24 protein-coding genes and 2 tRNA genes are annotated in these 25580 nt (G+C 34.5%); 17 read left to right on the top strand and 9 right to left on the bottom strand.

Going from position 1 to position 25580, the window contains the following annotated elements; all coding sequences use genetic code 11:
* From JAZ75_RS25990 to JAZ75_RS10970, 9 genes are all read left to right on the top strand, one after another.
* On the top strand, positions 1-187 hold a 187-nt coding region (locus JAZ75_RS25990; RefSeq protein ID WP_232789410.1), incomplete at its 5' end, for a hypothetical protein.
* Between the two features lie 55 nt (positions 188-242).
* A complete protein-coding gene (locus tag JAZ75_RS11005) occupies positions 243-1166 on the top strand; it encodes a tyrosine-type recombinase/integrase (RefSeq protein ID WP_208701780.1) in 924 nt (307 codons plus the stop codon).
* 94 nt (positions 1167-1260) lie between these two features.
* Positions 1261-2145, top strand: a complete 885-nt coding sequence (locus JAZ75_RS11000; protein ID WP_089874678.1) for a restriction endonuclease — start codon at positions 1261-1263, stop codon at positions 2143-2145.
* 24 nt (positions 2146-2169) lie between these two features.
* Complete coding sequence (locus JAZ75_RS10995; protein ID WP_208701778.1) at positions 2170-5037, top strand: type I restriction endonuclease subunit R; 2868 nt, start codon at positions 2170-2172, stop codon at positions 5035-5037.
* A gap of 355 nt (positions 5038-5392) precedes the next feature.
* Positions 5393-6898, top strand: coding sequence for a hypothetical protein (locus JAZ75_RS10990; protein ID WP_208701776.1), 1506 nt, complete (start codon positions 5393-5395; stop codon positions 6896-6898).
* 37 nt (positions 6899-6935) lie between these two features.
* Entirely contained in the window at positions 6936-8222 is a 1287-nt protein-coding gene (locus JAZ75_RS10985; RefSeq protein WP_208701774.1) for a parallel beta-helix domain-containing protein, read from the top strand.
* 2 nt (positions 8223-8224) lie between these two features.
* Positions 8225-9298 carry an SO2930 family diheme c-type cytochrome gene (locus tag JAZ75_RS10980; RefSeq protein ID WP_208701772.1) on the top strand — a complete coding sequence of 358 codons (1074 nt, stop codon included), beginning with the start codon at positions 8225-8227 and terminating at the stop codon, positions 9296-9298.
* 40 nt (positions 9299-9338) lie between these two features.
* Positions 9339-10739, top strand: coding sequence for an aldehyde dehydrogenase family protein (locus JAZ75_RS10975; RefSeq protein WP_208701770.1), 1401 nt, complete (start codon positions 9339-9341; stop codon positions 10737-10739).
* A 114-nt stretch (positions 10740-10853) separates the two neighbouring features.
* On the top strand, positions 10854-11954 hold the full coding sequence (locus tag JAZ75_RS10970) for an alpha/beta fold hydrolase (protein ID WP_208701768.1): 1101 nt from the start codon (positions 10854-10856) through the stop codon (positions 11952-11954).
* A 230-nt stretch (positions 11955-12184) separates the two neighbouring features.
* Here JAZ75_RS10970 and JAZ75_RS10965 read toward each other — a convergent pair.
* Together JAZ75_RS10965 and JAZ75_RS10960 are read right to left on the bottom strand one after the other, a co-directional pair.
* A tRNA-Met gene (locus tag JAZ75_RS10965) sits at positions 12185-12258 on the bottom strand.
* Positions 12259-12562: 304 nt separating this feature from the next.
* A tRNA-Met gene (locus JAZ75_RS10960) sits at positions 12563-12636 on the bottom strand.
* Between the two features lie 60 nt (positions 12637-12696).
* Here JAZ75_RS10960 and JAZ75_RS10955 point away from each other — a divergent pair.
* The 5 genes from JAZ75_RS10955 to JAZ75_RS10935 all read left to right on the top strand — a co-directional run bounded on the left by JAZ75_RS10955 (position 12697) and on the right by JAZ75_RS10935 (position 17830).
* Complete coding sequence (locus tag JAZ75_RS10955) at positions 12697-13074, top strand: START-like domain-containing protein (RefSeq protein WP_021192118.1); 378 nt, start codon at positions 12697-12699, stop codon at positions 13072-13074.
* 91 nt (positions 13075-13165) lie between these two features.
* Complete coding sequence (locus tag JAZ75_RS10950; protein WP_031289548.1) at positions 13166-14641, top strand: LptF/LptG family permease; 1476 nt, start codon at positions 13166-13168, stop codon at positions 14639-14641.
* 77 nt (positions 14642-14718) lie between these two features.
* Positions 14719-15933: a bifunctional 3,4-dihydroxy-2-butanone-4-phosphate synthase/GTP cyclohydrolase II gene (locus tag JAZ75_RS10945; RefSeq protein WP_021192116.1), complete on the top strand. Its 1215-nt coding sequence runs from the start codon at positions 14719-14721 to the stop codon at positions 15931-15933.
* A 56-nt stretch (positions 15934-15989) separates the two neighbouring features.
* A complete protein-coding gene (locus tag JAZ75_RS10940) occupies positions 15990-16388 on the top strand; it encodes a thiol-disulfide oxidoreductase DCC family protein (RefSeq protein WP_132770978.1) in 399 nt (132 codons plus the stop codon).
* A gap of 11 nt (positions 16389-16399) precedes the next feature.
* Positions 16400-17830 (top strand): NAD-dependent succinate-semialdehyde dehydrogenase, encoded by a 1431-nt coding sequence (locus JAZ75_RS10935; RefSeq protein ID WP_208701766.1) that lies wholly within the window; start codon positions 16400-16402, stop codon positions 17828-17830.
* Positions 17831-17926: 96 nt separating this feature from the next.
* Here the strand turns inward: JAZ75_RS10935 and JAZ75_RS10930 are convergent, their stop codons facing one another.
* Positions 17927-18817 (bottom strand): sugar phosphate isomerase/epimerase family protein, encoded by an 891-nt coding sequence (locus JAZ75_RS10930; protein WP_208701764.1) that lies wholly within the window; start codon positions 18815-18817, stop codon positions 17927-17929.
* 421 nt (positions 18818-19238) lie between these two features.
* Between JAZ75_RS10930 and JAZ75_RS10925 the strand changes: the two genes are divergently transcribed.
* The 3 genes from JAZ75_RS10925 to JAZ75_RS10915 all read left to right on the top strand — a co-directional run bounded on the left by JAZ75_RS10925 (position 19239) and on the right by JAZ75_RS10915 (position 20424).
* Positions 19239-19526: a putative quinol monooxygenase gene (locus JAZ75_RS10925; RefSeq protein WP_208701762.1), complete on the top strand. Its 288-nt coding sequence runs from the start codon at positions 19239-19241 to the stop codon at positions 19524-19526.
* A gap of 78 nt (positions 19527-19604) precedes the next feature.
* Positions 19605-19937 carry a low molecular weight protein tyrosine phosphatase family protein gene (locus JAZ75_RS10920; protein ID WP_208701760.1) on the top strand — a complete coding sequence of 111 codons (333 nt, stop codon included), beginning with the start codon at positions 19605-19607 and terminating at the stop codon, positions 19935-19937.
* Between the two features lie 34 nt (positions 19938-19971).
* On the top strand, positions 19972-20424 hold the full coding sequence (locus JAZ75_RS10915; protein ID WP_208701758.1) for a hypothetical protein: 453 nt from the start codon (positions 19972-19974) through the stop codon (positions 20422-20424).
* A 38-nt stretch (positions 20425-20462) separates the two neighbouring features.
* On the opposite strand, the gene JAZ75_RS10910 is transcribed toward JAZ75_RS10915, so the two are convergent.
* From JAZ75_RS10910 to JAZ75_RS10885, 6 genes are all read right to left on the bottom strand, one after another.
* Entirely contained in the window at positions 20463-21605 is a 1143-nt protein-coding gene (locus JAZ75_RS10910) for a DEAD/DEAH box helicase (RefSeq protein WP_208701756.1), read from the bottom strand.
* A 151-nt stretch (positions 21606-21756) separates the two neighbouring features.
* Positions 21757-22302: a CopD family protein gene (locus JAZ75_RS10905; RefSeq protein WP_132770985.1), complete on the bottom strand. Its 546-nt coding sequence runs from the start codon at positions 22300-22302 to the stop codon at positions 21757-21759.
* A 121-nt stretch (positions 22303-22423) separates the two neighbouring features.
* Complete coding sequence (hemE, locus tag JAZ75_RS10900; RefSeq protein WP_021189966.1) at positions 22424-23461, bottom strand: uroporphyrinogen decarboxylase; 1038 nt, start codon at positions 23459-23461, stop codon at positions 22424-22426.
* Positions 23461-23979 carry a hypothetical protein gene (locus tag JAZ75_RS10895; protein ID WP_232789409.1) on the bottom strand — a complete coding sequence of 173 codons (519 nt, stop codon included), beginning with the start codon at positions 23977-23979 and terminating at the stop codon, positions 23461-23463. Before JAZ75_RS10895 ends, hemE begins: the two co-directional genes overlap by 1 nt.
* A 6-nt stretch (positions 23980-23985) precedes the next feature.
* Positions 23986-24693: a response regulator transcription factor gene (locus JAZ75_RS10890; protein WP_021189964.1), complete on the bottom strand. Its 708-nt coding sequence runs from the start codon at positions 24691-24693 to the stop codon at positions 23986-23988.
* Positions 24683-25558, bottom strand: coding sequence for a sensor histidine kinase (locus JAZ75_RS10885; protein WP_132770986.1), 876 nt, complete (start codon positions 25556-25558; stop codon positions 24683-24685). The genes JAZ75_RS10890 and JAZ75_RS10885 overlap by 11 nt, the downstream gene beginning before the upstream one ends.
* Between the last annotated feature and the right edge of the window lie 22 nt (positions 25559-25580).

Here is a 25580-nt window from a genome sequence, read left to right as displayed (position 1 = left end):
AATAATTCCATTGTCTTCTATATCACTTTTAGAAATTCCCTTTCCCTTTGAAAACGTAGCAATATCTCCTAACTTCTTAGTTTCCCATTCCTCCGTAAATTCAGGAAATCTCAAATTAGGAACATCGGGATTACAAATCTCTTTAATGCAGATTGAGGAGAGCTTTATCCTCCGATTGAAATACTAACGCATTTAATTCCTTTCTGCTTCCTTTGTCATTTTAAATATTTAATTCAAATAAAATGAACAAAAAACAACTCTCAGAAGTTATCGATCTATGGAAAATAGACAAAAAACAGTATGTAAAAAAGTCAAGTTTCTCAGCTTATACGCTATTGATTGAAAATCATCTACTGCCTAATTTCGGCAACAAAATTGCGATTGAGGAAGCTGATGTTCAAAGCTTTGTTTTTCAAAAATTGGAAACGGGTTTAAGTCATAAAACAGTTAAAGATATTTTAATTGTTCTGAAAATGATTTTGAAATTTGGAGCTAAAAACAAATGGTTACAGTATACCCCTTTTGATATTCAGTTTCCTACTGAACGAGAAAAGCATAATATTGAAGTGCTAACTAAGGCTGATCAGAAAAAAATAATGAACTATATACAAGAACATTTTACATTTAGAAATTTAGGTGTATATATATGTTTAAGTGCAGGAATGCGTATTGGGGAAGTATGTGCCTTAACTTGGGAAGATATTGATACCGATAATGGAATTATCAGTGTTAACAGAACTATCCAGCGTATTTATGTAATAGAGGATGGAACTCGTAGAACGGAATTGATTCTGGATACCCCGAAAACTAAAAATTCTATTCGTGAAATTCCAATAAGTAAGGATTTATTAAGAATATTGAAACCATTTAAAAAGATTGTGAATCCTTTGTTTTTTGTATTGACAAACGATGCTAAACCTACGGAACCAAGAACCTATAGAAGCTATTACAAAAATTTAATGAAAGAATTAAAAATGCCTGAGCTTAAATTTCACGGGTTAAGACATAGTTTCGCAACCCGATGTATCGAAAGTAATTGTGATTACAAGACTGTGAGTGTACTTCTGGGACATTCCAATATCAGCACCACTTTAAATCTCTATGTACATCCTAATATGGAACAAAAGAAGAAAGCTATTGAGCAAATGTTTAAAGCATTAAGGTAGTTAAGAGTTGATAATTATGAGTTATGAGTGCATTTTTTGCTATATTTGTTCAGTACGAAAGTTAGTATCATAACTCATAATTTCTAATTTATAAATGCATCAAGAACTGCCTAAATTCCATGAAACTTTTAATCCGATTCTGGACATTCTATCAAACGGAGAAATAATTCATACAAGGGTGATGCAAAAGAGGGTGATTGAAAAGTATTACGCTCATCTACCCAAAGAACTTCTTGAAGAAACTACAAAATCTGGAGAGAACTTAATCAATAATAGAATTGCTTGGGGAAAATCTTATCTTAAGAAAGGTGGATATATTCATTATCCCTCAAGAGGAAATGTACAAATTACGGAAAAAGGGGTTGCTCAGAAAACACATTTGAGTTTAAATAACTTAGAACAGGAAAGTTCTTTGATGGATTTTTATCAGACTGAAAATGATAAAAAATCAACAGAAATAAAGAAAATATCGAATGCTTCTCCGCAGGATTTAATTGATGAAGGCTTTAGCCAAATTGAGAGGGAAACAAAGAACGAGCTTCTTGAAAAGTTGAAAGAGATCGATCCTTATTATTTTGAAAAAGTTATTTTGATTCTGTTAAAGAAAATGGGATACGGAGATTTTATTGAAACTACAAAATCTTCTGATGGAGGAATTGACGGAGTTATAAATGAAGATAAACTTGGATTGGATAAAATCTATATTCAGGCAAAAAGATTTACAGAAAATAAAGTCCGTGAAAAAGACATAAGAAATTTCATTGGGGCAATGAGCGGTGATACCAACAAAGGTGTTTTTGTGACGACTTCTTTATTTGATAAAGGTGCAGAAGAAAAGGCTAAAAATGCACATCACAAAATCATCTTGATAGATGGTAATAAGTTAGTTGATTTAATGCATGAATATAATGTTGGTGTACAAATAAAAGCAACTTATGAAGTAAAACATTTAGACGAAGATTTCTTTGTAGAGCAATAATCCTACGAAACCTAATACTGAGTAATGAGCAAACAGTCCGAAAAAATTTTAGAAGAGCAACTCGTTGACCAATTACAGAAATTGGGATATAAATACGCTTTTATTGCTGATGAAAAAGCTTTGCTGGCAAACCTGAAAACACAATTAGAAAAGCACAATCATATACAATTTAGCGATAGTGAATTTGAAAAAGTATTGAATATACTTAATAAAGGTTCTGTATTCGAAAAAGCCAAAGTATTGCGTGAAAAAAAACATCACATTATTCGGGATAATGGTGATAACCTCTATTTTGAATTTCTCAATGTAGAACATTGGTGTCAGAACGAATATCAGGTAACCAATCAAATTACACAAGAAGGGAAATATGAAAATCGTTATGATGTCACCTTACTGGTGAATGGATTGCCTTTAGTGCAAATCGAGCTGAAACGAAGAGGTTTAGAAATGAAAGAAGCATTCAACCAAATCAACCGCTATCAAAAACACAGTTTCGGAGCAGGTAAAGGATTGTTTCATTTTGTACAGTTATTCGTTATCAGTAACGGTGTAAACACCAAATATTTCAGTAATTTCGGTTCACACAAACAGGAATTTTTGCAGACATTCCATTGGACAGATGAACAAAATAATCCATTAAATAATATTTTAAATGGCTTTACCGATTCTTTTTTAGAACCTTGTCATATCAGTAAAATGATCTGTAAGTATATTGTTCTGAATGAAACTGATAAACGTCTGATGGTACTTCGCCCATACCAATATTATGCGGTAGAAAGTATTATCAAAAAGGTAAAAGAAAACGAAATACTGAATGGCTATAATATCGAAAAAAATGGCTACATCTGGCATACAACTGGAAGTGGAAAAACCTTAACCAGTTTCAAAGCCAGTCAGATTCTATCCAAAATTCCAGCTATCAAAAAAGTGGTTTTTGTGGTAGATAGAAAAGATTTGGATTATCAAACCAACCAAGAGTATGATAAATTTAGTAAGGGCTCGGTAAGTTCTGCAACTAATACGGATGACCTTATTCGTAAATTAAACGACCCGAATGTTCTCATCATCGTTACCACCATTCAAAAGCTAAATAATGCAATTTCAGGTAGAAACTTATCAAAAATGAAATCCATTCAGCACGAAAGGATGGTTTTTATATTTGATGAATGTCACCGCTCGCAATTTGGTGATACCCACAAAAACATCGTCAATTATTTTACCAATATTCAATTATTTGGCTTTACAGGCACTCCCATTTTGGCAGAGAATGCAGATGGAGAAAAAACAACCGCAAGCTTGTTTGGAAAATGTCTGCATAAATATGTAATTACAGATGCCATACGTGATGAGAATGTATTGAAGTTTTCGGTAGAATACATTCAGACTTTCAAACAGAAAGAACATATCATTGATTTAAAAGTAGAGCAAATCAATGAAACTGAAGTTTTTGAAGCTCCTGAACGAAAGGAAGCCATTGTAGATTACATCATTCAATACCACGATCAGAAAACCCAAAACAGGAAATTTTGTACAATGATGTGTGTACAGGATATTGATTCGGTCATTCAATACTATGAAATTTTCAAGCGTAAAAAACAAGAGGGACAACACGATTTAAAAATAGCTACTATTTTTAGCTTTGCTCAAAACGAAGAGGAAATGGAAGATGCTGTTTATTCCCAATTAGGAATGGTTGCTGAACCACAAGCAGTTTACGGCTACAAACCTCATCGTAGAGAATTATTAGAAACGTATGTACAAGACTTTAATGAATTATTTGGAGAGAAACAGAACGTAAAAGATACCGAGGGATTTTACAACTATTACAATGCGGTAGCTAAAAAATCAAAGCAAAACGAGACAGATATTTTGTTGGTAGCCAATATGTTTTTGACTGGATTCGACAGCAAGTATTTAAACACCTTATACGTTGATAAAAATCTGAAATATCATGGATTGATACAAGCATTTAGCCGTACCAATCGTATTCTGGATAAGAATAAAACGCAAGGAAATATTGTATGTTTCCGAAATCTTAAAGACAAAACAGACGAAGCCATCGCTTTATTCAGCAATAAAGAAGCAATTGACGAAATCATAGTGGAACCCTACGAAGCGTATGTAGAAAAGTTCAACGAAGGCACGCAGAAATTATTAGAAATCGTTCCACAAGTAGTATCTGTTGACGGCTTATATTCGGAAGAAGATCAACTACAATTTATTTTGGCTTTCCGTGCCATGATGCGTTTGCACAAAAAGATGAGCCATTATACCGAGTTTACCTGGTCTGATTTACAAATGGAAGAACAGCTTTTTGCGGATTATACCAGCAAGTATTTGGATTTAAAGGAAAGACTTGATCCTACTGACCCTTCTAAAAAAGCGTCTATTCTTAATGATATAGATTTTGAATTGGAATTGATTAGACGTGATACAATCAATGTAACTTACATACTTCAGTTATTGATTAAATTCAATTCGAAACATAGTGCAAAAGACAAAGAAAGTATCGAAAAGGATATTTTCAATTTACTGAACACCGAAGTATCATTAAGAAGTAAAAGGGAATTGATTGAGAAATTTATTCAGGAAAGTTTACCCCATATTGAAGATACGGATACCATTCCTGAAGAGTTCGAAAAATTCTGGAATGTAGAGCAAGAAAAAGCACTTCAGGAACTAGTCAAGACAGAAAATCTTTCTGAAGAAAAAACAGAAAGACTTATAGAGAATTATTTGTTTACAGAACGTGAACCTTTGCGAAAAGAAATTTTAGATTTACGGAAAGAAGGAAGACCAAGTGTATTAAAGTCAAAGGAAATCGGAGACCGTATTCTAAATAAAATCATTGGATTCGTAGATACTTTTGTTAATGGGATATCAGGAAATTAATGTTTTATTCTAGTAGGGATTCATAAGAATCAAAAATATTTAAGAGTGATAAATAAATAAAGGATAGGTTTTAATTTTCCTATCCTTCTATTTTTGTATATTTGCCTTGAGCTAACGGAAACACGTTGAAAAGCAAAGCAATAAGCACCGTTACCAAATCGTTACCTGACTTTTTTGATAATCTTTATAAAAGCTTAGTATTCAACCGATACAGCTTTTTCCTGAAAACTTTAAAATAAATGGAGAATTACGTTATAAGATAAGCCCTAAAATAGAAGCCATAGCATCAGGAACTTTCGGCACTGGAAATATCGTTTACACCAATGATACCCGATATCAACTAAAAGGTTTCAAAGTGGGACAGTACAGACTGGAATTAAAAAGCGACAACTGGTTTGTCCGAACCTATACTACCCAAGAAAATTCTGGCCGTACACTAGTAGCAGGACCTACAGCACAATACATTAATGAGTCTTGGAAAACAAGCTATGATGGAGAAGCTGGTGGTTGGTATCCTGAGTACACATACCAACTGATCAATTCACTTGCCGGAGGAGCAGCACTCAATGATGCACACTTAGCTGCGCGATCATTTGCAGATCAGGGACGAGCAGAGTTAGGCACTCCGCTATTCAATCGACTTAGAGATAGTATCACAAGTACACCTATTTCAGAAGGGGGTACACTCTTTCTTGATCGTAGTAAATTATACAATACCGAAGCCCAATACAACTTCAGTAATCAAATCAAATTTATGACAGTGATTGCCGGAATCAATTGGCGTTTATATAATTTAAACAGTAAAAACACCCTATTTCCTGATAAAGATAAACCCATAAATGTAAATGAATATAGTGCATACGTGCAAATGGCGAAAAAAGTAGCCGAAGAACGATTGAACATAGCAGCTTCATTTAGATATGATAAAAACACGCTGTTCTCCTCACCAAAAGTTACATCACGGGCGTCCCTGGTTTTCGAAGCAATGAACCAAAATTTCATTCGCTTCTCCTACCAAAATGCCTATAGTTTTCCTTCCAATATACAAGCCTTGCAAAATACTTTAAATGGATACAACAGCTATTCATCTGGAGGTTCATCACGCTTACTAAACGATAATTATCAATTTGACAAGTACCCACCATATGTCTATGAAAGTGTACTCAAGTTTCAAGAAACAGGTGATCCAGGTGTACTTGAAAAATTTCAATATGACGATATCAAACCGCAATCAGTAAATGCTTTTGAATTGGGTTATGCTGCCTTATTGGGCAATAGATTTATGATTGATATCCTAGGATATTTCTCCACTTGGAAGAATTTCATTGGTTATGCCAATGTAGCAAACACACCAGGGACTGATGATGTTAACGCCTTAAAAGATCACAGCACTTACATACAGTATAACATTGCTTTTAATGGAGGTGAGACAGTAAATACCTATGGTTATGCCGCCAGTCTAAGTGTTGACATGGGATATAACTTTTTGGGTAAAATTAATTACTATTCCGACTACCTGAAAAATAAAAATGATAGTCAGATCAATAATTTTAATACACCAAATTATCATATCAATATGGAATTTGGAAACAGTGGCTTTGGTAAAAAACAAGTTTGGTCATTCAATACCAGTTTACGGTACAAACCCGGATATCATTATGTCGTATCGGGAGGATTAGCTTCGGGAGAAGTACCAAGTTCTGCAGGAATAGATGCACAAATTAGCTATAAGTTGATCAAAGCACGCTCAGGAATTCGTCTCGGTGCAACTAACATAACCAATAAATACTATTCAACTGGAATCGCAAATCCCAGAATTGGAGCAGTATATTATGTCACCTATGCTTATAATATATTATAACCAACCCTAACCTTTAAACTTATAAACCATAACCATTATGAAACAATCATTTTATCTAAAGCTTACTTTACTATTTATGATAGTAGGAATGATAAGCTCCTGTAAAGGAACAAAAGAACAGCAGGACAACTATGCTAATATCTTGACTTTTAAACCTGGCGAAGAAGCAAAGATTGAAGAGGCATTCTTATCAATAAAAGACAGTACAAGTATTTTACTTCAGGCAGGTAATTACAAATTTGACAATTTAAGTATCGTACAGGTCAAACATATTTTAATTCATGGAGAAGGCCATGATAAAACGGTCCTCAATTTTTCCAGTCAAACGCAAGGCGGAGAAGGTATCCGAGTTACCGATGTCAAAGGATTTACTATCGAGAACATGACCATTCGTGACTCTAAAGGTGATTTGTTAAAAATCAGCAATAGTAGTGATGTGAAAGTTGCAAATTTACATGCGCTATGGAGTCAAGCAGATTCGACAAGTGGAGGCTATGCGATTTATCCTGTGCTCTGCAAAAATGTCCTTGTTGAAAATTGCTATACAGAAGGTTCTTCAGATGCAGGAATCTATGTAGGCCAAACAGACGGCGCAATTGTTCGCAATTGTAAGGCAGCCAAAAATGTGGCCGGATGTGAAATTGAAAATACATCAAATGCAGAAGTATATAATAATGAATTTTATAACAATACAGCAGGATTTCTAATTTTTGATTTGCCAGACTTATCGAAAAGGGGTGGTAAAGTAAAAGTTTATAACAACAACATTTATGACAACAATTTTAGAAATTTTGCTAAAAGCGGAAGTTTTGGTACCTCTTGGGGAGCAGGAAATGCTTCGCCCGGAAGTGGTATTATCATCCTGGCAGCTTCAGATATTGAAATCTACGACAATAAAATTACTGGAAACAATACCGCAGCAATTACAATTGCATCAGGCTTTGCAACAGATGAAAAAGCTGCAGAAAAAATTAATGCCAACTATTTTCATATTTCCAAAAACATTAAAATACACAGCAATAAACTTGAAATGGGACCAGAATTTCCAAAACCCGCATTCGAACATCGAATTGGACAAGTATTAGTTGCAACTCAAGAACAACTAAATAAATTGGACCCTAATCGCAAATTTAAAAGAATTCCATTAATCGTATATGACGGTTTCAGTAGTAATGTATTAACAAAAGGAACAGCATTAAATCCAGATTCTATCTGCATCAATCAACCTGAAGAAAATCTATTTGTAAACGCTGACTTCCAAAATGTTGCAAAGCCGGAAAACTGGAAACCAAATACGGATAGTGCACCATTTCAATATAAATGATCATGCAAAAGTCTTACCTTTTAACCATAAGCATCTTGCTCAGCACATTCCTAATTTTGCTCATGCATCAAGGATGCAATAACACAAATAAAGCAAAATCCGATAATAGTAGTGAAGGGTTTACATTTAAGGAAAAACTTTCAGATTACGGATTTTTTAAAGGAAACCTTAAAAATTTAGAACCAGTAAAAGGCGTTACCAGATATGATTTAAGTACACCCTTATTTACAGACTATGCTATAAAAGATCGATTTATTGTACTTCCGCACGGAAAGCAGATCAACTATAGGGCTAGTGGCCCCTTAGAATTTCCAGATTCAAGCATTATCATCAAAAATTTTGCTTATACTAATGAGGCGCACCAAAAGATCATGATTGAAACCCGGTTATTAGTGAAAGATCCCAAAAATAAAAAATGGATAGTCATGAATTACCTTTGGAATAAAGAACAGACCGATGCCATTAGACACATTACAGGAGCTAAAGTACCGATTACTTTACTTGATGAAAATGGGAATAAACATGTCACTAATTATATGGTTCCAAATACAAATGATTGCAAAAGGTGTCATACTAACAACGGTACACTAACACCAATAGGTCCAAAAGCAAGAAATTTGAACTTTATTCCTAAAGATCAAATGAACAACCAGCTAACAAAATGGACTTTAGAAGGTAAACTCGTTGGCTTACCCGAAATTTCAAAAGTAGCACAGTTACCAGTATGGACAGATAGTAAACATTACAGTTTAGAGAAGCGGGCACGTGCATATTTAGATATTAATTGTGCACATTGTCATACAAAAGGTGGCGATGCATTTAATACTGGTCTATTTTTGGATTATGAAGAAAATAATCCAAATCATTTAGGCATAAAAAAAGCACCCGTTTCAGCTGGTGGAGGAGCTGGAGGATTAGATTTTGATATCATTCCGGGAAATCCAACGCAGTCTATTCTACTACATCGCATGAATATTGTAGAACCTGGAACAGCAATGCCAGAACTCGCGCGTACCATCATTCATAAAGAAGGAGTTGCATTGATCCGAGAATGGATACAGCAATTGCCACAATAAAAATAACTTTAGAAGCATAGCTTATAAACATACTTGACTAATGACAGATCATATCCAAACCATTTTTGAACTTCAGCAAAAAAACAAAGCTGTACTCCAATGGAGTACAGCACAACAACGTATATTAAAATTACGTCGATTAAAAACTGCAATTGAAGAATTTGAAGAACAGATCTACGATGCATTACAGACTGATTTAAGAAAAAGTAAATTTGAGTCCGCCCTTACCGAAGTATTTTTCGCACTCAGTGAAATTGATTTTGCCATCAAGAATTTAAAACAATGGATGAAGCCAAAAAGGGTCCGCAGGACATTGACAAGTATATTGGCAACAAATCGCATATATCAGCAACCAAGAGGCGTATGTCTAATAATTGCACCTTGGAACTATCCATTTCAACTGATTATGAGTCCATTAATATCTGCAATTGCAGCTGGAAACTGCATCATATTAAAACCTTCAGAAATCAGCTCTGCAACGAGTAATGTCATCACACAATTAATTAAAAATACTTTTCAAGAAGAGGACATAGCTTGCTTCGAAGGAGATCGTGCTATTTCAGAATTCCTACTCCAGCTTCCTTTTGATCACATATTCTTTACAGGAAGTACTACGGTAGGAAAAGCTGTTATGCAGGCAGCTTCCAAAAATCTAAGTACCGTTACACTCGAATTAGGAGGAAAATCACCAGTCATCATTGACGAAACCGCCGATATAAAAGATGCTGCTTCAAAAATTGCTTGGGGCAAGCTCATCAATGCAGGTCAGACCTGCATTGCACCTGATCATGTATTTATACAAAGATCCAAACTTGAAGAGTTTATACAGCAGTACAAAGAAGCTGTTACCAGTCAGTTTTTTAATGACCAACAGCAACTAGATATGGCACAATATAGTAAGATCATCAATCGACAACATGCCGAAAGATTAGCGGGATTGATCACTGATGCTGTAGACAATGGGGCCTCCATAGCTTGGGGAGGAAAAGTACTGTGGCCCGAATTGACCATTTATCCTACCCTCCTATCTCATGTACCGCTAGACAGCAAAATTATGCAGGAAGAAATCTTTGGCCCAATACTCCCCGTTATTCCTTATGACGATCTAGAGATGCCATTAAATATCATCAATAGCAAGAGTAAACCTTTGGCCCTATACATTTTCAGTAAAAATAAACTTACCGTAAAACGCTTGTTAAAAAGCACGAGTTCAGGTGGCGCGTGTATAAATGATGTTGTCATCCATGTATCTAACCCAAACCTTCCTTTTGGTGGCGTAAATGGTAGCGGAATGGGAAGTTGTCATGGCATTTTCGGCTTTAAAACATTTTCACATGAAAGGTCAGTAGCTTTTCAATCAGCATTCAACATGTCGCAACTTATCTATCCTCCTTATACAAAAAAAGAATGGGTGATGAAATTACTTCGAAAATTTATGTAAGGATAAGGATAAGAATATTCACTTATTTTTTTACGAGCTGATTATACACTATATTTAACAGTCAAAATTAGCTTTGATTCCTGTATGTTAAACTTCTTAAAATCAAAAATTACAATGGTACCCACAAAGTGCCATAAATCAATTCATGTACTTTTCCATTTCATTTTACTTATCGGCTGCTTATCATGCACAGCCTCGCTTGCTCAAGAAATAGATAAAACTCAACTTAAACTTCATTATGAATCTGCTACAAAACAGTTCAATACTTATGAGCAAAAACATCGCAGAACTACAAAGACTAAAAATGTAAATTTATCCTATCTCCAATGGGGCGACAATCAAAATAAAACTAAAGTGTTAATATGGCTCCATGGCAGTCTAAGTAACGCTTACGAATTTGCTCCTTTTGCATTAGACCTTGTCAAAATCGGTTACCGTATTATTTCAATAGATCAATATAATGCCGGAAAAACTCCTCTGCCACCATTTGATGCTTCATTCGATGATCTATGTATTGATATCAAATCATTAATGGACACTTTAGAAATTCAACATGCTGTTATAGGAGGATTTTCCCGTGGAGGCTACCTAGCAACAAATTTTTATAAACTGTTTCCTACATATGTCGCAGGTTTAATACTGGAGGATGGCGGATCAGTAGCCTTTAATACCAGCTACTTCAAGTTGAATCAAAGACAATTAGAACAAAAATTACAAGAAGTCAATCTCCCTGCTGACATAGAAGAAAAGTATTTCGGCTTTTATAACGATCAATTTGCTGCCTATAAAAGCCTTTATGATGACAGCAATAAATCAGATCAATTTGAAATCTTAAGTTTTTTGAAACCGCTAGATCAAAAATGGATCACCTACCGCGGACAACAAGAATACTATCATATGCGAGACAGTCTACAGATGTCAGAAGCAATATTCGGCAATCCCAATGTCAGTAAATATGCTTCCTCCATTATAAAAATAGCTCCATTTGAAATATTTAAACAAGTAGACATTCCTGTCCTCATACTAGATGCAATTTCAGTTCATGATCCTATGCCTATTTATGCAGAAAACAAAATGCTTGCTGAAAAGCATTCCAACTTCATCAAACATATTGCTTTTGAAAATGTGGATCACAATATTCATTTCGCATATCCTGAGCAATTTCTAAAAGTTATTACTAAATTCTTAAACGAAGTAAAATTAACTAAAGACTGAACTAACGGTGGTAAAGAGCATGAAACTAGAATAGGATCCGGAAATATACTATTACCGCTTGCAAGATCATTGTACAAATGATACTCCTAGCTATAGTGCACCGCCAGTCATTCCCACGTTAAACTGTTTTGATATAATAGTATTTTTTTAAGAACAATAAAGAAGTAGACATCGTATCACCAAATTTAGGCATAAAAAAAGGAGACAACTAATATAGTGTCTCCTTTAAGTAGCGGGGAGCAGGATCGAACTGCCGACCTCAGGGTTATGAATCCTGCGCTCTAACCATCTGAGCTACCCCGCCGTTTTTCGGTATGCAAATATAGCAATAACCCTTCAAATAAAAAGCTTTTTTTTATTTTTTTTCACTGTTTTAGCGCCTTGGCGCACAAAAAAAACGCAATTACTTTATAATGAAACAAATAGTAATCATAAAAAAAACAAATGTGAGAACATAAAATATCAGCAGCTTAAGCATGCAATATTTTTAATTTTTAAAATCGAAAAGTTTTTTGTAAAATAATTGCAAAGACAAAATAAATATGTATTATTACAATAATATATATAAGTATAACCAATGCACAGTTAGAAAGTATGTTAGAGTTTTGTAGCGGGGAGCAGAATCGAACTGCCGACCTCAGGGTTATGAATCCTGCGCTCTAACCATCTGAGCTACCCCGCCGTTTTTGGGAATGCAAATATAGATTTTTTTAAGTAAATAAAAAATAAATATTCATATAATATGGCTGAAAAAATAAAATTGAACTTAGAATATATAGTAAATTCTTCACCTAGAATTTTATTCCCCTATTTACAGGAGCCAAATGCCTTATCACAATGGTTTGCCGATGATGTTAATTACCGCGAATCTATTTATGAATTTATTTGGGATGATGAAGGTCAAAAAGCCAAAATTGTAAATGTTAAAGAAAACAAACTAATCCGCTATAAATGGCTTGAGGACGAGCCTTATTACTTTGAACTAGAAATTGATCAGGACGAATTAACAAATGATGTAGCACTCCGCATTACTGATTTTGCAAAAGAAGAAGATGTAGAAAATCGCAAAATGATCTGGAATAATTCAATTGAGTATCTCCAAAGTGTAATTGGAGGATAAAAAAGTATATCTTTGCATCTTAATAAGGTCTATTAAATAGATCTCTAAAGCTTCAAAAATATCATAGCTTTAGAAAGGAACATATGATCGGATGAAAAAGATTTATTTACTTATTCTTAAATCCTTTATAAAGCCATTTTTCGTCACTTTTTGTATTGTGATGTTTGTGCTTTTAATGCTTTTCTTATTTAAATACATAGATGATTTAATAGGTAAAGGTTTTGAATGGTATGTCATACTGAAACTAATCGGCTATCAATGTGCGGTTCAGATCTCTATGGCTATGCCACTTTCTATGCTATTGTCATCCATTATGACTTTTGGTAATCTTGGAGAGAGTTACGAACTAGTTGCCATCAAAGCAGCAGGAGTTTCACTCAGAAGAGCCATGACTCCTTTATTCATTTTAGTAGGTTTTTTCAGTTTAAGCTCTTTTCTCTTTTCGGATTACATTTTACCTATCGTAAATTTAAAGATGGGGTCATTATTATATGATGTCCGTAATAAAAAAGCTGATTTTTTAATAAAACCTGGTATTTTCAATAATACTATTCCAGGTTATTCAATACGAGCAAAAGGTAAAAATGAAAATGGTACAATCCTGTACGATTTGATGATTTACGATAATCAAGGTGGAAATGCTGGCAATACGGTTTTAATCGCTAAAGAAGGATTTATTTATAATTCTCCTGATAATAGCTATATGATCTTAAAACTTAAAGACGGTATTCGCTATGAAGATGCACGCGTAAAAAGTTCTAAAAGCTACGATCCCCGTCAGCAGTTCACGAGATTTAAATTTAAAGAAACTGAGCAAAAATTTGATATGGAATGGAATAAGATGCAGCGAACAGATGAAAATTTGTTTAAGAGCCATCATGCCATGTTAAACTTAAAACAGTTAAAAGTGTATACCGATTCTAATAAAATGAAATTAGACAGTCTTAAGCACTCTCTCTCGCTTACTGTAGATAATCGTTTTAATCTATATTCTCCATATTTTAATACCCAAGAAGGAGGCAAAAAGATAAAACCTGCTTCGGTAAAACCTTTTAATAATTTATTAGAAGATCTTGTTCTTCCCGAACAGCGTGCACAAATTACAGGAAATGCGTTGAGTCAGTTAAACTACATGAAAGATGATTTGAGTAACAAATTACCTGATTACAAAGATTTAAATGGCAAAGACATCCGGTACCGCATTGAGTTTCATCGGAAATTTACATTAGCTGTCTCATGTCTTTTATTATTTGCTATTGGTGCGCCTTTAGGAGCTATTATTCGTAAAGGTGGGCTTGGTCTACCTGTTATCATGGCTATTATATTCTTTCTTATTTACCACATTATTTCCACCGTAGCAGAGAAATCAGCAAAGGACGGTGCAATTTCACCTATTTTAGGGATGTGGATGGCCATTATCATATTATCGCCATTAGCTGGATTTTTAACGTATAAATCAACCACTGACTCGGCCTTATTTGATATTGATCAGTATAAAATAAAAGCTGAAGCTGGATTGAATTGGATTAAAAGTAAGATTGGTAAAAAGAAGGCAAAATTGCAATAATAAGCTCATTTTGACTTGCTCATTATAATTAAAAGAGAATACTACACTACCTTTGTATAAATACATTTAAGATATCAATGGATTTCAAATTAAACACGATTGAAGAAGCAATCGAAGATATAAAAGCTGGCAAAGTGATCATCGTAGTGGATGATGAAGACCGCGAAAATGAAGGTGATTTTGTTACAGCAGCCAGAAATGCAACACCGGAAGTGATCAACTTCATGGCAACTCACGGAAGAGGATTAGTCTGTGCACCTTTAACAAAAGAGCGTTGTGATGAATTGAATTTAGAATTAATGGTAGGTAAAAATACCGCTGTTTATGAGACTAACTTCACTGTTTCAGTTGACTTACAAGGTTACGGTTGTACAACAGGAATTTCTGCATCAGATCGTTCAAAAACGATCAAAGCACTTATTGATCCTAATATTGACCCTGTTGAGCTTGGCCGTCCAGGACATATTTTTCCACTAATTGCAAAAGATGGTGGTGTTTTACGTCGTACAGGACACACAGAAGCTACTGTAGATCTAGCTCGCCTTGCTGGTTTCGAACCTGCAGGTGTATTGGTCGAAATTTTAAAAGAAGATGGTGAAATGGCTAGACTTCCGGAATTAATGGAAGTAGCAAAGCGCTTTGATTTAAAAATTGTAAGTATTGAAGACCTAATCGAATATCGTCTTAAACATGATTCACTTATCGTCGAAGAAGTTCAAGTGGATATGCCAACAGCATTTGGTGATTTCAAATTGAAAGCTTACACTCAAAAAGATACAGGAGAACATCATCTCGCGCTTTATAAAGGGGAATGGACAGAAGATGAACCAATTCTGGTACGCGTACATAGCTCTTGTCTTACAGGTGACATCTTTGGCTCATGCCGTTGTGACTGTGGTCCACAGTTACACAAAGCAATGGAAATGATCCAAAAAGAAGGTAAAGGGGTTATTGTGTATATGAATCAAGAAGGTCGTGGAATAGGCCTTGTTAATAAATTACAAGCCTATAAACTGCAAGAAAATGGAGTTGATACTGTTGATGCTAATACACAATTAGGTTTCAAAGCCGATTTACGCGATTATGGAATCGGAGCACAAATCTTACGCAATCTAGGAGTAACAAAAATGCGTTTAATGTCTAACAATCCTGCAAAAAGAGCTGGATTAGTAGGTTATGGATTAGAAATCGTGGATAATGTTGCTATAGAAATCAAATCAAATCCTTATAACGAGCAATATTTAAAAACTAAAAGAGATCGAATGGGACATACCATTATGAAGAATCTTTAATCATACTTGTAAAAGGGAGTTCGGAAGTTCTCCCTTTTTATTTATAATTTCAATTGATGAAAGCAGAAATTAAACAGCTTATTTTATTTGACGGGGTCTGCAATTTCTGCAACAATACAGTCAATTTTATCATCAAGAAAGACAAAAAAGATCAGTTTAGATTTGCTTCCCTGCAGTCGAAAATTGCACAGGATTTTATCAGCGGTCTGCCGTCAAATACGGACTCCATTGTATACGTTAGAAATCAAAAGGTTTTAGTAAAAAGTACTGCGGCATTATTTATCGCAATGGATTTAGGATATCCCTTTAAAATTCTTGCTATTTTCAAGTTGATACCAACTTCCTGGCGAGACAGTTGTTATGATTATATCGCGAAAAATAGGTATCGCTGGTTTGGTAAAATAGATCAATGCGAAATACCAACAGAACACAACCGCAAAAAATTCATCTCATAAATATAAAAGCTATGAAAAATCCCTTATTGCTTAATCAAGCATATATAAATGGAAAATTCATTTCCCACACAAAGACATTCGATGTTATCAATCCTGCCACAGGAAATATTATAGACACCGTTCCAGATTTAGAAGTCGCTTCATGTAAAAAAGCAATTACCGCAGCAGAAAAAGCTTGGGTGACCTGGCGTAAAACAGGTGCAGTGGACCGTTGCAACCTTGTTAGAAAATGGTACGAATTAATCCTAAAAAATAAAGTCGATCTAGCTGAAATTATAACGCTAGAAAGTGGAAAACCGCTAAAGGAATCCTTAACTGAAGTTGACTATGGTAATTCTTTTGTCGAATGGTTTGCCGAAGAAGGAAAACGTGCTTATGGAGAAACAATACCAATTGCTCAAAATGGAAATCGAATGATGACCATAAAGCAAGGCATAGGTGTTGTAGCTGCCATTACACCCTGGAATTTTCCTTTAGCGATGGTAACACGTAAAGTAGCACCGGCGCTAGCGGCAGGATGTACTATTATTTTAAAGCCCGCTTCACAAACCCCATTCTCAGCAATTGCATTGGCAAAATTAGCCGAAGAAGCAGGTATTCCTAAAGGTGTATTTAATGTGGTAACAAGTAAAGACAGTGCTGGTTTTGGCAAAGAACTAGCGACCAACACGACCATACGAAAACTCTCATTTACAGGTTCAACTGAAGTAGGAAAAACATTAACAATTCAAGCCGCCTCTAATATCAAAAAAGTATCTATGGAATTAGGGGGCAATGCGCCATTCATTGTTTTTGATGATGCAGATATAGATGCCGCAGTAAAAGGCGCAATTGCAGGTAAGTTTCGTAATTCAGGTCAGACCTGTGTATCCATTAATAGATTCTATATTCAGGAAACAGTATATCATGCTTTTGCTGAAAAACTTACAGCAGCAGTGAAGGAATTGAAAGTAGGTAATGGACTGGAGAACAACGTACAAGTCGGCCCACTAATTAATGAAAAAGGTTTAGAAAAGGTAAAACAGCACATTTCAGATGCCCTAAAACATGGCGCAAAAATAACAACAGGAGGAACCCCCTTAACAGGTCTTTTCTTTGAACCTACTGTACTTACAGATTTGTCTCATGATGCACTTATAGCACAGGAAGAAACCTTTGGCCCAATATGCGCCCTATTTAAATTCACCACAGAAGAGTCCGTTATTCAATTAGCCAATGACACACCATTTGGTCTAGCCTCATACTTCTACAGTCAAAACATCAGCCGCTGTTTTCGTGTTGCCGAACAATTAGAAGCAGGAATGGTCGGTATTAATACCGGATTAATTTCAAATGCCGCGGCGCCATTTGGAGGAGTTAAAGAATCAGGAGTCGGTAGAGAAGGATCCAAACATGGATTGGATGAATACATGGAAATAAAATATCTTTGCATCGCTGAATAATAAGAAATACATTACCAGGCGAATAAATTAAAAAAGAAAAGCACGAGTCAAAATGACCCGTGCTTTTCTTTTTTATAATTCAGTAGACCTGATATACTATTTAGCGTAGCTAGCTTGCACATATGGTGCCGCTAAAAGATAATCGATACTTTCTTTCAAGCCTTTTTCCAGATCAACAGAAACCTCTTCAAGTTCAACAAATATATGTTTCACTCCTGCAGTTTTAGCATTCTTAAAGATTGCATCAAATCCAACCATACCACTTTGACCAATTTCACGGCGATCTTTGATATGAAGAGCAGTAAATCTTCCTGGATATTTATTAAAATAATCTACAGGGCTAGATCTACCAATCACTGTCCAATACACATCCATTTCAAAAAATACATCTTGCGGATTTGTATGTTCAATCATATAGTCCAACATGATAACTTTATCTTCCACTTTCTGAAACTCATGAGCATGATTGTGATAGCCATACTTAAGACCATTTTGACGACACAATTTACCAACCTCATTTAGATATTTACATTGCGTGTCTAGATCTTTAATTGTTTTTGGAACTTCCATCCATGGAGTAACAATATATTGCATACCAGCAGCCTTATGTGCCTCTATCGCTTTACTCCACCATTCCAATGCTTTTAAAAAATCTCCAGAAGCTAATTCTTCATTGGAAAGATTTCTAGTGGCATGGGATGAGACAACTTTCATTCCAGCCTTCTCAACTTTACTCTTAAAATCCTGTGGAGAGTTATTATAAAATTTCCCGTCGCTAAATCCTGCGGCTTCAACTGCCGTATATCCCATCGCCGACAATTTTTTCAATACAGGAAAGTAATCTTCATCATTTTTAATCAAACTTCGAACAGAATACAATTGCAAGCCAATATCTTTCTTTTTCAATGTTTGAGCAACACTGTCGAATCCAGTAAGACTAGATCCTGCCATCAAAAGGACAGCTACTAAAAATTTTAATTTCTTCATAATTTATTTTTCTAAAAACCTTCCTTAAAAACATTATAGAACTTTATTAAATAATGTTTATTCATTGTAAATAGTATTAAAGACTATCGGAAGATTAAATGTAATATTATACATTATTTCAAAAAAATACAACAACAACATTTAAAATTTAGATAACAATTCAGGTACAATCATTATAAATAATATCGCACGATTACTAATCACATCTATAGGTAGAAATAAACCTTAATACATCAATTCCTCAGATACAATAAAGTAAGGACTTCATAAAGACCAATTTGAAGAGCTTATTGATCGTATTGAAAACATTGATGGATGAAATTTCATTGAAAAATCATACTTTAGAAAAATGTTATATCCCTAAATCCAGTTGGATACAATAAAACAAGCATAATAAAATCTAATCCATTAATAATTATAAATGAAAATTTACCTTACTGTTGTACTAAGAACAAAAGAAGCATATCGCGACCAAGTAAAAAAGACACTGCAGGAAATGGTTCGTTTAACACGACTTGAACCAGCCGCCGAACTGTATAATTTACATCAAGGCATAGAAGACCCGAATATATTCACATTTTATGAAATTTGGAAAGATCAAGCAGGTCTTGATGCCCATAATGCCCAACCCTATATCAAAGACTTTGGACAAAAATATGGCGCATTTTTACAAGAAGAACCAACACTGATTAAGACAGTTTTGATTTAAATAAGAAAAAAATATTATCAATAGCATGCTCATCTATAATCTATCATCTTCCCCTTTCCATAAAATTCACCTATAATCATGCTAAACATATTATTTATTTGCAGCCGCAACCGCTGGAGGAGCTTAACAGCAGAAACAATTTATAAAAAACATAAAACTGTTCGTGTTAAATCTGCTGGCACAGAAAATAATGCAAGAATTAAAGTGAATGCCAAACATCTAAACTGGGCAGATATCGTATTTGTAATGGAAAATCATCACAAAGAGAAACTCATTCAGCAATTTCCAAATGAATGTAGTAATATAGAAATCGTAATACTAGAAATACCTGATGAATATAAGTACATGGATAAAGAACTCATTGAAGAAATACAAGATCCCGTTTCATGTTATATTTCCGATAAAGCATAAGTAACCTTGATTATCAAAAAAACAGATTTAATCTATGCTAGCCTTTTTTCCGAGCATTTTTCACTCCATAAAAACATATTGTTACCTAATAACAATATTATTCACTTTAAGTTGCCAGCCTAGTGCGGTCAATTTTCCTGCTAAACATTATCGGGCAGTTTCAAAAAGAGATACAGCATACCTTCAGCTTACTAAAAATGAAAACCATTTTTACGGACACTATACGATCCAATATGGTAATAGCGGTAAAGACTCCGGAGAAATTAGAGGAAATATAAAGGGAGACACATTAATTGGAGACTATTTTTATATGCCACATAGTGGAGGAGTAAAAAAAAGAACACCATTTGCACTACTGCAGGATGGAAAAACGCTACGATTAGGAAATGGAGCGATAGTAAGATTCCTGGATATTCCCAGTTACTCTCCAGATGTTGCAATCAACTATGATAGTGTCAAGTTTGTCTTCACAGAAATTGCACATTAAACAAATAGCCCGCTAAAAAAGCGGGCTAATAAATTAAATTAATAACCGTGCAGATTTACTTCATCTGTTGGTTTAATATCGACCTTTTTGCCCATTTTCCTCTGAATAACAGAAAAATGATGCAACTCCTCATCTGTTAATAAGGTAATAGCAGTTCCTAAATTATTTGCACGACCAGTTCTTCCTATACGATGAACATAATCTAACGGAGAACGAGGTAATTCAAAATTAATAACGACTGGTAGAGAATCGATATGAATACCACGGCCGATCAGATCTGTAGCTACCAAAACCTGTGCATCTCCTTTTTTAAAATAATCGAGATGATCCTTTCTATTACTTTGCGATTTCTGACCGTGGATAGAAATTGCTCTAATTTTATTTTTCAATAATTTCTCCACCAATTTATCTGCCGTACGTGTAGAAGATACAAATACAAGTACTTGGTTCATCTTTTGCTCTTTGATAAGATAACGCAAAAATGGACCTTTAGTCTCCGCAGTTACATGGTAAGCGATCTGTTCTATCTGATCAATATTGGCTTCTTCACTTTCAATCTCTACAACAACAGGCTTGATTGAAAGAAGATTATTTATTTCAGTTATTTTATCATTTAATGTTGCAGAAAACAAGGTAATTTGTTTCTTCTTAGGCATTAAAGCCAAAAGTTCTCTGAGCTCATCTTCAAAACCCATTTGAAATAACTTATCAGCCTCATCAATAACCAAATGTTGAATATGACTAATGCTCAGCGCCTTGTTCTTAATTAAGTCCAATAAGCGGCCTGGAGTTGCTGTTAAAACTTCTACCCCAAGCATACCTTTCATTTGTGGATTAATAGATACACCACCATATACCGCCATAGTTTTTATCTCTCGCTTTAGATTACCAGTAAAGGCTCTAAAAACTTCATCAATCTGAATGGCTAATTCTCGGGTAGGAACAAGTACAAGTACTTCAATATTTCGATCTCTTTTAACAACATCAATTTGTAACTTCTCTAATATAGGCATCACAAAACATGCAGTTTTCCCAGAGCCTGTTTGCGCAATACCCATCAGATCTTTGCCCGATAAGATAACTGGAATAGCTTGTTCTTGAATAGGAAAAGGTTTCAGATAACCTAATTGCTTGACAGAACTGATAATATTGTGTGATAAACCTAAAGACTCAAATGACATAAAATGTTTTATTTACTGCAAATGTACACTATTATTTATTCTCAATAGTTATCCAGTAAAGATCAGATCAACATCTGCTAGTCTAAATAACCGAATTTAATAGTAATAATTAGTTTGGAATGATTCCGATTTTTTAGAAATTAAAAAATCATTATTTGCCTTCTCTTGAAGTTCTATATTTTTTATAAGCTTTGATCAATATCATTAATACAATCGCCAGTGATAGCAGACCGACAACGCCATAGATCCAGTTCAATGCAGATTTTAAAACAACGGTAAAAACAATGGAAAACAACAGTACAGTAGAAACTTCATTCCACATTCTAAGTTTTGAGGAACTAAGCGTTGATTTTTCATCTCTAAGATTAAACATCATCCGTTGACTGATAAAATGGTAAGCAATCATAGCTGCCACAAATAGCAACTTGACATGCATCCACCCCATTTGTAATAATGATGGATTAACATACAGCATTACTAAAGCCGAGAAAACTGTAATGTACATAGCAGGAGTAGTTATTACCCACCACAATCGATTCTCCATGATTGAAAACTGCTTATGTAAAACGGTATATGCCTCTTTAGATTGATCTTTTGCCTCTGTATGATAGATGAATAGTCGGGGCATATAAAATAATCCCGCCATCCAACAAATGACAAATATGATATGTATCGCTTTAGCGTAAAGATAAATCATAATCCTAAAAGTATGAATACAAAGATAATTGAATATTGAGTTATTGAGAAGAACTTATTTACTACAAACAAAACAAGGAACAAATATTTGTTCCTTGTTTTGTTTGTTAAACTGATACTTGTTAATATTTAAATTCTTTAACAACTTCAATTGCGTATTTCACATTATCAAAAGGGATATCAGGCATAATACCATGACCTAAGTTGAAAATAAATCCATTTTCACCACGCATACGTTCAAATAATTGAAGGATCTTTTCTTTGATTACTTTTTTATCAGCATACAATACAAATGGATCCAAATTACCTTGAACAGCAATTCCCGCAGGTAACGATTGTTTGATATTTTTTAAATCTGCATTCCAATCGACAGATATCACATCCGGTTTTGCTTCTGCCATTATTGGGGCAAACACAGAAGATCCTTTACAGAAAGAAATTACGGGAACATCTTTTCGATTCAAACGAGAGATGATTTGATTATTATAATAATGAGCAAACTCTTTATAATCATTCCAAGATAAAGCTAAAGCCCAGCTATCAAATAACTGAACAGCATTAACACCAGCAGCAATTTGCATGTTTAAATACTCGACAGTTACATCAGCTATCTTTTGAAGAATAGTGTGAGCCAATTTTGGTTCATTATTCAACATCAATTTGGTCAACTTAAAATCTTTTGAAGAAGCCCCTTCAACTAAATAACTTAAAATTGTAAATGGTGCACCTGCAAAACCAATTAAAGGAATACTACCATTCAAACGCTGTTGAATTACTTTAATAGCATCAGCTACATATTCCAATTTAGGCAAACAATCTGTAGCTAATTTATCAGCATCAGCAAAAGAACGCACTGGATTAGCGAAACGCGGACCTACTCCTTGTTCAAAACTTAAATCTCCACCCATTGCTTCTGCTGTAACCAAAATGTCAGAAAACAAAATTGCGGCATCTATACCTAGTAAATCAACTGGCAACATGGTAACATCTGCAGCAATCTCCGGAGTTTTGCACATTTCCAAAAAGGAATATTTATTTTTTATTGCCCAGTACTCAGGCATAAATCTTCCAGCTTGACGCATCATCCATACAGGCGGGCGTTCAGTTTGCTGCGAAAGTGCAGCTCTAATCAATAAATCGTTTTGTAAAGTAGTAATCACTATATATGTTTTGAAATTTCGTTTTGTATTTTGCCAATTATAATGGCTTGACGTTCTGTTAAATTCAATTTCTTCGCAACATCAATATAAGCTTGAGCACGCTCATACTCTTCTTTTCTTAAACTGATATTCGATAAATTGATTAAGACCATCCCTTTTTCATTATCTTTTTTCCACGGTAATCTTGATGCTAATTGGAAATGGTATTCAGCTTCATCAATGCGATCCTCATGAAGTGAAATAGTACCCATCATATATTCATAAATATTACGACGTCCTTTCCTCAAGCGATCAGGATTTTTCACTTCAGCCAGTAAAACTTTTGCCTTAGCATAGTCCTGCTTATGAAATGAATCACTAGCCATAGCTACTGAGCTCTCGCGCAAATGACTCCACACCAGATAACAAACACCACCTGCAATCAGGATCGAAGTTTGATAATGTCCAGCATAAACGCCATATCCAATTAACAATAATGCAATGATAATAACAGCTACACGAGCCTTAAATGTCATCATAAAACGTTATGCATTATTATCCGTGAATTTATATCCAACACCACGAATAGAATGGAAATAAATTGGGTGTTTTTGATCAGGTTCAAAATATTTACGGAAAGTCAAGATGAAATTATCAATCGTACGAGTTGAAGGATAAACATCATAATTCCATACTGTTTCCAATATTTGTTCGCGAGAAACAGCTTCATTTCGGCGTTCAATCAATAGCTTCAACAACATGGTTTCTTTCTTTGTTAAAGAAGTAATAGTACCATCTGCATGATGCAATTCATATGAATTAAAATAAATTGTTTTATCACCAATTTGATAAGAGTTTAATTCTTTCAAATCATCAGGTTTTAAACTTCTTCGCACCAAATTACCTACCCTAAGGATAAGTTCTTCCAAATTGAAAGGTTTGATTAAATAATCATCTGCACCTTTTTTAAGACCAGTGATACGATCTTCACTACTGTTTTTAGCAGTTAAAAACATAATAGGAACTTCCGTATTTTGTAGTCGAATAGTTTCGGCAACCTGGAATCCATCAATCTCAGGAATCATGACATCCAGAATGATCAAATTAAAACGTTCTTCCTTGAATATTTTCAAAGCCTTTTTACCGTCTGTAGCTGTTGTTACACGGTAACCTTCTAACTCCAAATTTAACTTGATAGCCTCTAACAAGTGTTCTTCATCTTCTACGAGCAGTATGCGTTGTTTACTTTGCATTTTTATCAAATGTTACTTCAAAAATACTCCCCGAAGGAGTGTTATCTTTTACCTTAATAGACGCGTTATGCTTTTGCAAGACCGTCTTCACTATATACAACCCCAAACCGGTACCTTTAGTTTTACGTGTCGCTTCACTTCCTACACGATAAAATTTATTAAAGATAAGTTTTTTCTCCACATCACTGATACCAATTCCATGATCAGCAACAGAAAAAATTATTCCATGCTCTTCATTTGTTAATTTAACCACAACATTTGCACATGGTGGAGAGTATTTTATTGCATTCTCGATCAAATTAGTCACGACATTACTTATTGCAAACTTATCAGCGTAGATCATAACATCCGAATCCAAATTAGGTTTCAACACTTGCGTTCTACAAGCATTCTTTTGAAGGCGGTCCACAATTTGTTCTACTAATTCGGTGAGATTAAACTTTTCCTTCGGAAGATTATAATTGCGGCTTTCAAGCTTAGTAGTGATTAATACATTTTCAACCAAATCATCCAATCGCTCAATATCCTTCAAAGAATTCCTTAAAAAAACTTGTTGCTGTTCCTTATCCAAATCTCTTTTCAAAATTGTTTGAATATATAATTTGACCGAAGCTAGCGGAGATTTTAATTCATGAGTTATGGCCAATAAAAAGTTTTGTTGCTGTTGTTGTAATTTTTGTTCACGAACAAAAAGCTTTTTTAAACGTAAAGCGCCCCAAAGAAAGATCAGTAAAAAAAATATACCTTCACCGATAATCATCGATTTCCTTTGTGGTTGAAACCGAGCAAGCATAACACCCCACCAGATCAATTGGGAGGTGGCATAAAAAACAAGAAAATAAAATAAAACAAGTGCTTTTTTCATACGATATATTGCAACAGAACAA

The sequence above is a fragment of the Sphingobacterium sp. UDSM-2020 genome (genome assembly GCF_016132525.1).
In the GTDB taxonomy this organism is placed as follows: Bacteria; Bacteroidota; Bacteroidia; order Sphingobacteriales; family Sphingobacteriaceae; genus Sphingobacterium; species Sphingobacterium anhuiense.
This window is presented reverse-complemented; position numbering and strand designations above follow the sequence as displayed.